Annotated in this window: 13 protein-coding genes; 10 read left to right on the plus strand and 3 right to left on the minus strand. The window is 57.0% G+C overall.

The features are described 5' to 3' along the window. Positions 1-686: 686 nt before the first annotated feature. The 5 genes from AC0L21_RS10185 (at position 687) to AC0L21_RS10205 (ending at position 6,085) form a co-directional block, all read left to right on the plus strand. Positions 687-2,192, plus strand: a complete 1,506-nt coding sequence (locus tag AC0L21_RS10185) for a DUF5939 domain-containing protein (RefSeq protein ID WP_473260835.1) — start codon at positions 687-689, stop codon at positions 2,190-2,192. A 229-nt stretch (positions 2,193-2,421) separates the two neighbouring features. Next, positions 2,422-2,715, plus strand: coding sequence for a hypothetical protein (locus AC0L21_RS10190; RefSeq protein WP_473260837.1), 294 nt, complete (start codon positions 2,422-2,424; stop codon positions 2,713-2,715). Positions 2,716-2,843: 128 nt separating this feature from the next. Then, positions 2,844-3,074 carry a hypothetical protein gene (locus tag AC0L21_RS10195; protein WP_473260839.1) on the plus strand — a complete coding sequence of 77 codons (231 nt, stop codon included), beginning with the start codon at positions 2,844-2,846 and terminating at the stop codon, positions 3,072-3,074. Between the two features lie 921 nt (positions 3,075-3,995). Beyond that, positions 3,996-5,084 (plus strand): helix-turn-helix transcriptional regulator, encoded by a 1,089-nt coding sequence (locus AC0L21_RS10200; RefSeq protein WP_473260842.1) that lies wholly within the window; start codon positions 3,996-3,998, stop codon positions 5,082-5,084. Between the two features lie 386 nt (positions 5,085-5,470). Beyond that, entirely contained in the window at positions 5,471-6,085 is a 615-nt protein-coding gene (locus tag AC0L21_RS10205; protein ID WP_473260844.1) for a LabA-like NYN domain-containing protein, read from the plus strand. 709 nt (positions 6,086-6,794) lie between these two features. Here the strand turns inward: AC0L21_RS10205 and AC0L21_RS10210 are convergent. Beyond that, entirely contained in the window at positions 6,795-7,544 is a 750-nt protein-coding gene (locus tag AC0L21_RS10210) for an anti-sigma factor family protein (protein WP_473260847.1), read from the minus strand. After that, complete coding sequence (locus AC0L21_RS10215; protein ID WP_377829402.1) at positions 7,544-8,086, minus strand: sigma-70 family RNA polymerase sigma factor; 543 nt, start codon at positions 8,084-8,086, stop codon at positions 7,544-7,546. The genes AC0L21_RS10210 and AC0L21_RS10215 overlap by 1 nt, the downstream gene beginning before the upstream one ends. Before the next feature lie 440 nt (positions 8,087-8,526). On the opposite strand from AC0L21_RS10215, the gene AC0L21_RS10220 reads away from it, so the two are divergent. From AC0L21_RS10220 to AC0L21_RS10235, 4 genes are all read left to right on the plus strand, one after another. Then, positions 8,527-9,129 (plus strand): GNAT family N-acetyltransferase, encoded by a 603-nt coding sequence (locus AC0L21_RS10220; RefSeq protein ID WP_473260850.1) that lies wholly within the window; start codon positions 8,527-8,529, stop codon positions 9,127-9,129. Between the two features lie 382 nt (positions 9,130-9,511). Further along, entirely contained in the window at positions 9,512-9,742 is a 231-nt protein-coding gene (locus tag AC0L21_RS10225; RefSeq protein WP_473260852.1) for a hypothetical protein, read from the plus strand. Between the two features lie 97 nt (positions 9,743-9,839). Continuing rightward, positions 9,840-10,019 (plus strand): hypothetical protein, encoded by a 180-nt coding sequence (locus tag AC0L21_RS10230; protein ID WP_473260854.1) that lies wholly within the window; start codon positions 9,840-9,842, stop codon positions 10,017-10,019. A gap of 656 nt (positions 10,020-10,675) precedes the next feature. Continuing rightward, complete coding sequence (locus tag AC0L21_RS10235; RefSeq protein ID WP_473260857.1) at positions 10,676-12,448, plus strand: adenylate/guanylate cyclase domain-containing protein; 1,773 nt, start codon at positions 10,676-10,678, stop codon at positions 12,446-12,448. Between the two features lie 91 nt (positions 12,449-12,539). On the opposite strand, the gene AC0L21_RS10240 is transcribed toward AC0L21_RS10235, so the two are convergent. Beyond that, complete coding sequence (locus AC0L21_RS10240; RefSeq protein ID WP_473260860.1) at positions 12,540-13,160, minus strand: Crp/Fnr family transcriptional regulator; 621 nt, start codon at positions 13,158-13,160, stop codon at positions 12,540-12,542. A gap of 24 nt (positions 13,161-13,184) precedes the next feature. On the opposite strand from AC0L21_RS10240, the gene AC0L21_RS10245 reads away from it, so the two are divergent. Beyond that, the gene (locus AC0L21_RS10245; protein ID WP_473260863.1) at positions 13,185-13,406 is read left to right on the plus strand and encodes a hypothetical protein; all 222 of its coding nucleotides are present in this window, start codon (positions 13,185-13,187) and stop codon (positions 13,404-13,406) included. Positions 13,407-13,784: the final 378 nt, after the last annotated feature.

The following is a 13,784-nucleotide window of genomic DNA, read 5'->3' on the forward strand; positions in this document are numbered from 1 at the left end:
CGCGCCGATCAATGGTGTAGACAAAACCTTGTCCGACGCTGCCGGCCGGAGAGCGTCGGTCCGCGACGACAGCCCGCCATTGCTCTCCGCCGAAGGCCTTGATTCTTGGCCGGCGCCGGTGGCGACGATACTTTGGCCGCCGCCGTTGTCGACCAGGCATTCTTAGGGGTGGTCCGAGGTGCCGGCTCCCGTTCGCTCGACGGCGGAGCGAGTGGAAGCGGCGGAGCGACTAAAGTCTGACCTTTGGCGCCGCCCTGCAACCAAACGCCAGCAGACACGAAGCCAAAGAACAACAGCGTCGCGCGTTTAATCCGCGTCGTTCAAACGGCTTTGGTTGACCATTGACGCATGATCCAAGCATCCAGCTCATATGGCGATCAACGTTGACGGAAATGCGAGGGAGGGGCGCCTGCCCGGTCCTGAGCTTATTTCATAACGTAGCGCGCACGGCTTGCCCTCGAGTCAACGCACCGCTCTCATGGACATGATGGACAAGACCAGACATTGCCTATTCGATCAAAGTGTCGCATTGCCGACTGATACAGGCCAATAGAGCTGACATTTTTTATCCGGCTCGGTTCGACCAAAACCAGTTGGACACAAAGGGACCGCGTCGATTGTCGCGTCGCTAGTCGAATGGCCGACTAACCCGTATTGCCAGCATGGAGCGAGGTATCATACTTGATATGCAAGGGTCATCCCCAGTCAACGAAGGCCTCCTGAATCAGCGTCTCATAGAGCTCGGGTCGATAGCGAGCTGGGCGCCTCAGACCCTTTCGGATCTCGAAGCTTTTATTCGCAGCTCTGGCGACTATGATCTCTTTCGCGTCAATCCTATCCAATACGCGACTGCCAACCGCCTAAGTGACGCTGAAGGAATCGAGCTGTTCGTCCACGCCGCTAAGGTTGGCCTATTCGAGATGCAGTGGCTGCTCATCTGCGCCTATTGCCCGCAGGTTGCCGGCACTTTTCGTGAGCTAGACCAGGTTCATCCACGTTTCCAATGCGAGTTCTGCAACGCCCTCAATGAGGCGACGCTTGACGACTACATCCAAGTCACCTTTACCGTCTCGAACTTGGTTCGCGACATCCTATATCGTCATCCGGACATGCTGTCCGTCCAAGATTACTATCTCCGTTACAACTTCTCCAAGGACTTCAAGCCCCCGCACGGAATGACACACGAGCAACTCGTTGCGGCACTCTCGCGGGGATTTGCCGATCTTGAGGCAGGTCAGCGGTTGGACTTTGAATTCGACGTAACTGCGGGCCGTTTCGAGGTGCTCGATCTTAGCCACAAGCTTCTTCTGGTCTTCTTCGCGAACGGTGAACCGGCGGAACGCCAAGAATCGCTGATCCAGCTCGAATCGGGACGGTTTGTAGTTGCTGATCGGCCGACTGGGCCGAGAAATATGATCCTTGGCGACGGACGCTTTGCGTTTCGACAGACGGCCGATCTTAGCCCAGGCAAACACATCATCCACATTGAGAACCGCACCAAGGATCGAGGCCGCTTCTGGTTTCTCCAGTATCCTTCCCTGTTTGAGCCCCATCTGGTCGAGTATGAGCCTTTTCTTTCCGGCAAGCGATTATTGCTCACCCCCTGCTTCGGCGAACTCTATAAGACCCAACTGGTGGATGAGCGCGATAGTCTAGCCGTATCCGACATCACTTATCTGTTCACTGATCTAAAGGATTCGACTCCGCTGTACGAAAGCATCGGCGATGTGAATGCCTATTTTCTCGTCCGTCAGCACTTCGACATCTTGAATAAGATCATTAGGAATCGATCTGGTACGATCGTGAAAACAATCGGTGATGCAGTCATGGCTGGCTTCGAGCGTTCACAGGATGCCGTTCTTGCATCCGTCGAGATGATCGAAGAGCTGTCGCGATTCAACGAAACCGCTTCGCGGCCGCTCGGCCTCAAAATCGGCGTGCACAGAGGCAGGGCCATAGCCGTAAGGCTCAACGATCGGATCGACTACTTCGGACAGGACGTGAATATTGCCGCCCGTGTGCAAGGTCTAGCCGGTGTCAACGAAATATGCCTGACAGAGATGGTGATGGAGGCTCCCGGAGTCAGTGACATCGTCAAAGGATGCCCGGCGTCGCGCGACTACCAAAACTTGAAGGGCATCGGCCAGAAAATGGAAATACATCGCATCAAAATTTCTCCCACGCAGAGATGAACGATCGCGCGTCCTGCGCAGCGACCGACCACGAAGGCGCGCCAAGAACACTGGGGAGCCAAAGCCACCGCGTCCCACGGATGCCACCTTACCGGGGTTGGAGCCTCTCAAATTGAAGCCGCCGCCAGGAGCTAAGCCGACCACAGCCTAAAGTGGCTAACAATCTTGACAACAATTGCGGGGGACGACGACTCCAACGAGACTTTCCGATCACGGCCATGGTCAACGCATGTCCTCAGCGACTCGAGCCAAAATAGCCGATTATGATGTTGTGGATTTCTGGGAAGTGATGAGCAGCGTCCTTGTACAATTTTTCCATGTCGTCGCGCAACTTCTGGGCGTCGCCACTCTGATGTACTCACCTGTCGAACTCGCAGGCCTGCGTTTGTTATCCGAAACTTTGCAGGCGATCACGGACCTATCTTCTCCGAAATTGATCGCGATCTGTCGGCGGGACGGGTTGAGTTTTGCGCACGATCTCAAGCTCATCTTTGATCGTCGTTCTTGGTGCGCAGGCACTTGAGTTCGAAGCACGCGCGGCCAGGACGATGGTCTTCGCACCCGCAGCAACGATCGTCGTTGCTTAAAATCGGCCTGCCGATAATCTCTCCGTATTGACGCCAGATCATTTAAGCACCTGCGGAGATTGCTTTGACGAACGACTCAGCCGTTTACGTCGCCGTTCGCGTCGATCCAACTAATGGCAACAAGGAGTGGGCGGGCCGTCTGGGCACGCGACGCGCCATCGCGAGAAATGGGCTTAACATCGATCCTGCATCCCTCGCCTATTGCTGGCAGGAATGGCTGAACGGAAGCGGTTACGTCAATATCGAGCGGGTACGAGAATTCCCGTCTATGTTCACGCTCAGAAAATCAAGATGAACCGGCAGTCGTCTCCCGAAGCGACGGTCCGGCGCCTGCTAGGCCGCCTCGCAAGACGACGGCGGCCCGCTCGACCTCCTTTGACAACGCCTCACGCGACCGACAGCAACCCAAACCGCGAATTCGCGAAAACCGATCAGTCAGTGGTTTGGTTCTTCGTCTTCTTACCGATCTTCGTGCTGCTCTACGCGATAGTCGAGAAAATGCACGTTAGATAAGGCACTCGGCGGCCGGCGTCGATCTCAAGTCGCAAACGTCCTTAGTCGTATCGCTTGAAGATCCCTGCTCAAAGCCTGCATCCCGCTCACACTCGACAGCCGATCCCTGAGTGCAATCCGCTGGGCAGCTCGTACCAGTGCGACCGTTGAAGCAATGGGTGTCGCTTCTCTCGTGTCGCGCTAACGTGGGAAAGTGTACCAACTAGGTCTGCCGGCGCGCAAAGCTTCTTTGACTGCTTTCTGGTAGGGCGAGGAAGCCAATAGCTGAAACAGCGCTCGTGCCGCCCTATATCTCGCCTCGGCCCGATTGCGCTCTCGGCCTTTTACTAAGCATTCGCCCGAGCTTGTCCGAATGAACCAGCCCCAACGTCGCCCCCTGCGCTGAACATCGATGTCAAAGGTTGGCAGATCACTGGTTCTATTTCGACAGAAGTTGCGTTCGTAGCTGTTCATGAATACGGGCTCATGCACAGCGAAACTCGTGAACAGCGGACCGGCCCGCATTGCCCAGAGGGCGGTCGCTACGAGCCCCTGTAGGACCGTGGCCAACTTCCATGATGGTCATTTTGCTCTCGCCTTGCCGAAGTGGGTCTCGCGGGGCTACCCCAACCCCTTGATAAGACGAATGTCCTGAGGCAGCATGGCCCAATTGGGCTACGCCTTTAGAGGTGCTGCGGCACATTCGACGACGTCGGAATAGTGGATGGAACCCTTTGATCTGCAGCGACTTAGCGGCGTGTTGGCCGCCGCCGCGATCGATCCCTCTCTCTGGACAGAGGCATTGCAGACGGCGGCGGAATGCACCGGGTCGTATGGCGCGGTCCTGTTACCAGTTGTCGGAGCATTGCCTATCGTTGCTGCTACTCCTTCCATGGATCGCAGCGCAAATGTTTACGTTAGTGACGGATGGCAAGGCCGCGACGAACGCTACCGCGGGAAGGCCGCCTTCTTGGCCAATGGAGTGGCGACAGACGACGACTGCATGCCATTAGACGCACGCAAGCGTTCGCCTTTTTATCAAGAGTTCCTTCGGAACTGTAATCTCAGCGGTTGGGCAGGCGTCCGGATCGGCCGGGGAGATCTGGTTTGGAATTTGAGCTTACAAAGGACACCGGATCAAGGTTCTTATTCCGCGAGTGAATTGGAAGCTCTTTCCGAGTTGTCCAACAGTTTGGATTCGGTCGTTCAGACTTGCGCAGCGCTCGGCCTGGCAAAAGGGGAATCAGCACTAAGTGCCTTCGATTTCTCCGAGCGCGCGGCACTTCTGCTTGACCGGTCGGGCCACGTCGTTCGCGTCAATCCGGCGGCGGAGCGACTCATCGGATTGGACCTGCAGATTTCAGCAGGACGCATTCGCTGCCAAGATCCGAAATCAAATGAGCTCCTGCACAACGCGATTAGAGCTCTGTTCTGGAGCCTTAAAGCCTTCACTATCGCGCCCATAGTTCTGCAAAAGGTTTCAGGCGGCCGACTTGTCATCTACCCGATGCGGCTTACTGGTCTAACCGACTCTCCCCTTTCCCTCTTCCACGCAATACTAGTTGTCTCCGACACCGACCTAACGCAGTCAGCGGGTATGATGACTCTGCGCGAGGCCTTTGAGTTGACGGCCGCAGAATCCCGGCTCGCATTGGCTCTTGCGAGCGGCAAGGATTTGGAGAGTTTTGCGGCAGAGCGAGGACTTTCCAAGCAGACCCTGCGCAATCAATTGAAGTCTGTTTTTATGAAAACGGGGACACATCGCCAGGCTCAGTTGGTGATGATGCTGTCGAACCTCGTTCCGAAGAGGTGACGACCCCAGGTTGGCGACGCCATCTGTCTAAACCGGTAAGAAGGATTGACGCGAATCTTCGAGGACCATTGCGCGCGCAGGCCGGCCACGCTCACTTCCGCCAATTACGAAAATTCTGCCTTCATCCGAGATGATGCTATGTGCGGCCCGCGCACTGTAGTACCGCGCGAGATGGCAAGACCAGCCTGAAAACGGTATGGGCAAAAAGACCAATTAACCGCCTGCGACCTGGAGTCACAAGGCACCATCGAACATCCCCTTTTCAACCGTCTAGCGCACATCGCCCATGGCAACTATGCTACAATAAGTGTCCGCCTTTCATCTTCAGTCTTCTGCGAAGCATTCCTTCTCGCATTTCCTGATGAAGTACCTCCGCGAAAGTAAAAATGGCCTCCACTATTAACAAGATCGCGCTCTTCATCGATGGGGCCAATCTCTACGCGACGGCGAAAACTCTGGGCTTCGACATCGACTACAAGCGCCTGCTGAAGGAGTTTCAGAGCCGCGGGACGCTGCTTAGGGTGTTCTACTACACTGCGATCATCGAGGATCAGGAGTACTCCTCGATCCGGCCGCTGATCGACTGGCTCGACTACAACGGCTACACCGTCGTCACCAAGGCGACCAAGGAGTTCATCGACGCCTCCGGCCGCCGCAAGGTCAAGGGCAACATGGACATCGAGCTCGCCGTGAACGCCATGGAGCTCGCCGAGCACATCGACCAGATGGTGCTGTTCTCGGGTGACGGCGACTTCCGCTCTCTGGTCGAGGCCGTTCAGCGCCGCGGCGTGCGGGTCACCGTGATTTCCACGATCGCCAGCCAGCCGCCGATGATCGCCGACGAGTTGCGCCGCCAGGCCGACGTCTTCACCGACCTCGTCGAGCTGCAGTCCAAGCTCGGCCGCGACCCGTCCGAACGCCCCGCCCCGCGTGATCGTGAACCGCGTAACCACATGCCGAAGTTCTTGCAGCAGCCGAAAGGCAATGACCCATTGGTGTAGCGACTTTATTGCTTGGACTCCTGCCGACGTGTTCGCATACCAGTTGTTATGGAAGAAGCAGGTCAATGGCCGATGCTCGCTTTGACGCGCTTAGCGGACGTGCAAACAACTACGTTGAATGTCCGCGATGGGCCATAACCGGACACATGCGCTGCAAAGGTGCAGCCTTTCGATCATCACGGAAGGCGAGCTACTCTGGCAACCCCGCCTTCCGTAGGCCCTCAATCAACAGCTTCGAGTAGCCTGATTGTGAATCGGCGCCGGGGTCACGTCGCTTAAAGTACCGGCAGTATCCGTCTGAACGAAATTAAAAAGCCACGTTGGGGTGGGGTCACGATCGGCGCCGATCGGGACCCCATCTCAAAGCAAAATTGGTCAGCTGCGAAAAGGAATTGCCGCCGTTAGTTCAACGGGCCGAGTTCGGCGCCGATTGACACTTGACGCGCCTTCTGCGTAGTCGGTTCTTGGCCCATCTTCACAAGAACAAGCAATTCACTCGCTTGGGTTCGAAAGCTTTACTCGTCGAAACAGCTCTCACTTTCCGCGCTGACGAGTACGTTCCCTAATTGGCACGAGGTGTCTACCCGTTTGGCCATGGTAAAGGGGCGGCTATGAAAAAATATCCATGGCGTGATCGTCGAATCTAGGCATTCGGCATTTCCACTCGCCCTTTACTGTTGGTGGAGTGGGCGGGGCCGAAAGGCTGGCACTAGCTGGGGTCACCTCGGAACGCCTTGGCGAAGGCTTCAAGTTCATTCGTGTTCAAATCCGAAATCGCGACATACGATCTCTCACGGTTTGTCCATCTGATCATGTTGAAGCCATTCTCCACCCGCCGGTCGAACGGCAACTCGAGCTGATCACGCTGCGTGACTTCCGTCAGGCTGATCACGTGCTCGCGTCTGCGATACACGAGAGTCGACAACGGTGTCCTGGCGACGACATCAACCCGACCGCCTACTAGGTCGAAGCCTTGAGCCGCGAGATCAACGACCCGAGGCGACTGGGTGATCCGACCATTGAACCAGGGCTTAACCGTATGCTGGTCCGAGGAAGCAACATCCGTGAGCTGCGCTGCCATCAGCGAGCGAAGGTGGGAGTCAAAGAGTTCGGCTACTACAATCGCCTGCGGCCCGGCCCCGCGGAGAGCAATTCCGGTCAAGGTACTGGATATGGCAGCGGCGAAGAGGAGCGATGCCGCGATCTTGGCCCAACCGGGCATTCGCTGCCTAGTTTCCAGTACAAAGGCGGCCTCGATACGCGATCGGACTCGGGGAGGAAGCGGCTCCGGCGGGAATTTCTCAGCCAGCACCTTCTTCAACGCGGCGATTTCATCTGCGAGTTTCTGCAAGTCGGGGTCGGCTGCGATCTTGCGCTCGATTGCGAGCGCCGCCACGAGGTCAAGTTCCCCGTCTAGGTAGGCATGAATGAGATGCACGTCTTCGTCGAAGAACGGCATCAGCAACTCTCCTCCTTCATTCGTGCAATCAGCTTGTGGCGGGCCCGCGCAAGCCTCGACATCACCGTCCCGATCGGGGTACCGGTGATGCTGGCGATTTCGCGGTATTCGAGTCCCTGGATATCCCGCAAGACCAATACTTCCCTAAATTCGGCCGGCAGGGCCGAGATGGACGCCTCAAGTGTCGCCGCATCGGCGGCGGCGATCAACGCTGCTTCCGGCGATCCTGCCGCATTCCCTTCGTTTCCCCGCTCGACGATGAAGCGTTCGGTCTCGCTCAGTTCGTCAAGCCCGACTAGCGCCGCGGTTTTTTTTTCCCTGAGCAAGGTGAAAGCGGTATTCCTCACTATCGTCAGCAGCCAAGCGCGTGCATTCGGTCCCGAGAACCGTGGCAACGCCCGAAACGCCCTGATGCACGCCTCCTGCACGACGTCCTCGGCGTCTGCACGGTTACGCGTCAGCCAGCGCGCAAACGCATGCGCATCGGCCAGATGGGGCGCAACGACGGTCGCGAATTTCTTCCTGTCGTCGTTAGGGTTCAACCTTGTCCCCTGCTTAATGAACTACAATATGGAACCAAATATTCCCAGCCGTCCGAAAAAAGGTGGACGCCTCCTGCAAAGCGTCATCTGCAAAGCAAAAGCAGCTTCGCAATTCGGTGCATTGGTCGCAGCGGCAGCCAACGTTATCCAAATGGACCATTCGGCTGCAATTGGGGCAGCGCGAGGCGATTATCGCATCCGACCGCCCGAGGGCTCCTGCTGCACAATTTACAGGCGCAATCGGCTTGCCAGGTTAGAGGCGTCGCGCGAACGGCTAACTCGTCACGGGATTCAACGGCAGAGAGAGACTCGAAAATGTCGCCGTTTATTCCAGCCGTGAAAGAAAAAGATTTCGAGTAGCCTTCGGGAATTTTTTCACATTGGGCCAAGTTAACTGAATATCGGCACTTGAACCGTTGCATTCGCACACAGGAACGCCAATGGCGGCGCTTAGCGGAAGCCTGCGAGCTGAGAGGGACGTGCCGTTGTGGTCCAATCCACAGCGCCCTGATCTCGACATCCGACAGCTCGACATCGGGCAGCTTCCGTCGTTGCGGACATTTTTGTTCGGACTCGATGCCGAGACCCGCTGTTGCCGGTTTGGTGCCCCGCTCTCGGATGCGCAGCTCGAGCTGCTCGCGATTACCGCGCTCGAAAACGCTGAGCTCTTGCTTGGAATCTTCTCCGAACAGAGGCTTCGCGGGATACTGGAGCTTTATCGGCAGGACAGCTCGCGTGTATTGGAGCTTCTGATCGTGGTCGAGCGAGCATCTCGTCGGCGCGGGATGGGTCGGCGGCTGCTGAATGCGTCCATGGTTCAAGCTTCTGGTTTGGATGCGCGAAGCGTTGACCTCATCTACATGGGTGACAATTGGCCAATGCGAAGACTCGCGCAACGGGCGGGTGCCAGGATCGACCTTGCCTTTGGCACGTTCCGTGCCCGGATTAATCTTGATCGGAATCCAATCATCCCGAGACATTTGACCATACCCACCGTCGATGAACTGCCGGGACTGAGCGGGCAACCTGGGAGGCAATGTTAGCTCCTTCGCCCAGAAGACCTATGAGCTGGTTCACAGAAGAGCGGGCCACGATAGTCAGGTATTGGAGTGCAGAAAATGACTTTGGCAGATTACTCATTTGGCGCTTTTGCACTTTTGAACACCGCAAGGTTGTTCGGCTATTTTCCCCAGATCGTGCGCGTTCACCGCGACGACAGCGGCGCCAAGGCCGTCTCAGTCTTTACGTGGCTGCTGTTCTCCGCCGCAAATATAGCGACAGTAAGCTATGCGATGATCGTATCGCATGACGCTGTGATGGCGACCATTTTCGCGCTTAACACGGTCGGATGTTTGACCATTGTTGGTCTGACGATGTGGAGGCGAGCAGGGATCCGCAAGACGCGGGCTGATGATGGAGGCTCATATGGTCGACTATCTCGAGTTTCATCGGAGACAATACCTCGAAGAGCTAAGTCCCGCGGACCGCAAGCTGTGGCGCAGATGGCAGATTGGATGGTCTTTAGCCTACTCCGCCGTTCTGCTCGTTCTCGTCGGCGCGGGGTACCTTCAGGCTGGAGCCAAAGACACTGAGATCGCGCAGTCTAGCGCGTCAGGACAGCACGCGCAGATCGTGCGATTTGGCGGATCGAAGTGAGTTCGCGCGTCAACTCCGAACGAGCGTTCCGCGCGATCCCAGTTGCCCGCATTGTTGCCACGCGACCACCGTCGTTGTTCACAAAGGGATTATCAACATGACGATTACCGACAGGATCCAGAACGCTTCTTACGGACCGACAGCTCGCAATTTCGATGGCTTGATCCTCCTCGGATACGCAGCGTTCGCTGTGCTTGCGGTCGTGGCGATTTACCTCGCCGCAGCAGGTTCGGGGATGACCGGCGGCGATGTTGTGGCAGCGGCCGTCATGCCATGAATCGAACGATCGGTCTCGGCCTGGAAATTCGAAGACGCGTACCGTCAAGCAGGAGCGCGCCGTGAAAGCACCTTCGACCATTGCACTGGCAGCGGGGATAGCGTTTCTATCCTATGTTCCGCTTTGCATTGCGGATGACGCTGGTTTCACAAGGCGACCGAATGAACTGGGCCGCAAGATCAGCGCGGTCACGAGCTATCAAGTTCGATCCACTGGCGGGACGCAGATTAACTGCGCCGGCACGTGTTTCGCTGCTGGTCAGACCGTCGAATGGAAGTGCGACGCGCATCAGAACGCCTACGTTCACTGTCGCCTCGACTGCAATTCTCTTCCTGCCCAAGGTCACTGTGCTGACCAGGGCCAGTGAGACCTTGGCAAGGATAGAGCCAGACGACAGGTATCGTGAGCGGTGGTGTTTCGTTCTTGCGCGTCTCAAGTTCGCAATTGGCACCGAACCGAAGAGCCTTCGATGACCGCTCCTGGCTCGTCGCCGAAGTCACGGTGGCAGCCCAAGAAGTCCACTCAGTGACGCATGGGGACCGGATTTGCTCAGGTTGCGTTCTTCCCATTGTGTGACCCAGTTCGGACATTGAGCCTAGCCGAAAAAAGTCCGGCATGCTTTGATCTGCGGAGCTGAACTCGTCCGAGGTCCCTGCGTGACAAAGGAGCACCTGCAGCGTCGACTTGCGGCTATTCTGGCGGCGGACGTCGCCGGATACAGTCGCTTAATGGGTTCAGATGAGGAAGGCACGCTGACCCAGCTCAAGTCGCTCAGGAAGAACCTTATTGATCCAACTATTACCGCCCATCGCGGACGGATAGTAAAAACAACGGGCGATGGCATGTTGGTCGAATTCGCAAGCGCGGTTGACGCCGCGAGGGGTGCTGCTGAAATTCAGCGAGCCATGGCGGCGCAAAACATCAGTGTGCCGCAACACAAGCGGATCGAATTTCGCATCGGCATTCATGTTGGCGACGTCATCATCGACGAGAACGACATTTTCGGCGACGGCGTCAATATCGCGGCCCGTCTCGAAGGGATTGCCGAACCGGGCGGCATCTGCGTTTCCGATGACGCGCAACGCCAAATTCGCGGCAAAGCCGGGCTGGCGTTCGACCAAATGGGTCTGCAGTCGCTGAAGAACATTGCCGAGCCGATGCTTGCTTGGCGGCTCCTGATCGACGACAACCTTTCGTCGATATCCAAGCACGCTGAGACCCCGCTAAGGCCTGACCTGCCCGATAAACCCTCCATCGCTGTGTTGCCGTTCCAAAATATGTCTGGAGATCCAGAACAGGAATATTTTGCCGATGGAATCGTTGAGGAGGTTATTACCGCACTTTCCCGCTTCAAGTCGCTATTCGTGATCGCCCGCAACTCGAGCTTCACCTACAAGGGCAAAGCAGTCGACATCAAACAGGTGGGGCGTGCACTTGGGGTTCGTTATGTCGTCGAGGGTAGTGTGCGCAAGGGGACGGGGACGCTTCGCATCACCGGTCAGTTGATCGATGCCACGACGGGTGCACACCTCTGGGCGGATCGTTTCGAGGGTAGACTAGACGACGTCTTTGCTCTGCAGGACATGATCACCGAAGGCGTAGTCTCCGCGATTGAGCCCACCGTACAAAAGGCCGAGGTCGAGTTGGCGCGGCGTCGACCAGCCGACCTCAGTGCGTACGACCTCTGCCTCCGCGCGCAGCCACATTTCCACTCAATGACCCATGAAGGGCTCGCCGAAGCGCTACGGCTGAGCGAACGCGCATTGGAGATCGACCCCAATTATGGGTTTGCCGCGCATCTGGCGGGTAGCTGTCACGCCCTCAGAATAGCGCAGGGCTGGGCTAATGACTTGAACCGCGAGATTGCGGAAACGACACGTCTTTTTTCGTTGGCGCTCAGCATCGACGAAGATGATCCGGACTTCCTGGCCAGCGTCGGTTTTGTAACCTCTTATCTGACAGAGGACTTTCCCACTGCGGCGGAAATGGTGGACCGTGCGGTCGTTCTCAATCAGAATTCAGCTCTTGCATGGAATATGCGAGGGTATGCCTACCTGTTTGGGGGAAAGGCCGCGGAGGCAGTTCGAAGCTTTGAAAGGACGATTCGTTTGAACCCGCTCGACCCTATGCTTTTCCTTGCGCTTGCGCCCATGGGAATTGCGTTGATCGAGCTTCGGCGCTTCGACGAGGCGGTTGCGGTTGCGAGGAAAGCCGCTCGTCAGAACCAGACCTACGCGACGACCTATCGCTGCCTTGCATCGGCCTTGGCTCATCTGGAACGTGAGGCCGAAGTGGAGCAGGCGGTTGCGCGCCTGTTGGCGATCGAGCCGAATTTTCGGGTTTCGGAATGGTTGAAGCGTGGCGCCCAGTGGCACCGGCATAACCATCTAACGATCGAGGGGATCCGCAAGGCGGGACTGCCGGAATGACTACGTCTTGGGGGTTACCATCTCTTCCAAGCAGAACATGTCCGTTATTGGACCCCAAGCGGAGTCTCAGGAAGCGATCCGGTCGAAGATCTCAGTCGGACTGACTACCGGCGATAGGAGTCAGCCGGGAGGCATTTTGCGTCATTCGAGTAGCCGTCAGTCGCAGGAAGTACAACGATAAGCCAGGATTGCGCTCGCAGAGCTTTTTCAATGCTTCGTCGCTGATGCAAAGCAAGTCCACATTCGTTGCTGCCACTGCGGTCTGCGTGCGTCGCCTCTCCAGAGAGAATAATCCGATCTCACCGAAGAGATCACCTGCCGAAAGTCGCTGCTCGATCTCCGGAAGCGCGACTTCGCCCGATACCACCATATAAAGCAGATCGGCGTGTTGGCCTTTTTTGAAAATTGTCTCCCCCGCCTTGAAATGCTTCGGCCACATGAATGGCTGCATCCACAATGGAGAAAGATCCGTTGCCGCTGCTAGTTTCGCTTTTCGAAGCAAAGACATCATGCGAACGAGCAATACTATGTTCAAAGGAAGCAGGACGACGTGAAGAATAAGGACAGGGTGCAGCCCCGCCCCGAAACCGTAGCTGATGAACGCGAGGTTACTGCAAATTGCCACCGCTCGCAGGCTCAACATGGTGCTCATGCAGAACGTGAGCAGGACAAGAGCCGACGCCAAATAGCCGATCACTTCAATCAATGTCATCTCGGCGCCGAGCCGGAGGAATCAATGCATAAAGAACGTTCGCAGCATCGCTTGCGATACCGGGCAGAAATGAGGCTGGCGGGGAGCAAGGTCGGAATCAGCAAGAAGACCATGGCCGCGGCGGCCAATCTCAACAGTGCGTTGGCCGAGATGCCCGGCCCGTCTGATAAGCAGGTCAAGGCTGAAAGTGGCGGGGTGATGCTGCCAGGTTCGCACGTGCAACGCACCGAGCAGAATGACTGGTGAAGACGGCGCAGAAGAGCGCACTGCACGTCTTGCAGCCCTCGGCGCCGGCCCCGGGCGTCGAATATTGTGCTGCTCACGCTTGGTCCGCGGCGGGCGTTCGGCAACGCGTCCGGATGGATCCACACTGCCATCAAGCGCGCGATCAAGAAGGTCCAGCGCTTCGACCTGGATGTGCGGCTGGTGAGCTATGGCCAATTGTCGAGCCAGACGCGGGCATTGTCTGACGGACTGAGAGCAAGTTCGTGAATTCTGGCAATCGCAGTTGAGTAGTGCGCTACGGTTTCCTGGTCGAACCACAATTAGCCTGCGAATTCAGTGCTCCGCCCGAAATCTCTTAGCGCCTATCGGCAAGTTCGAAGCGCCGACCAGCGGGCTGCG

Source organism: Bradyrhizobium sp. WSM4873 (assembly GCF_055811355.1).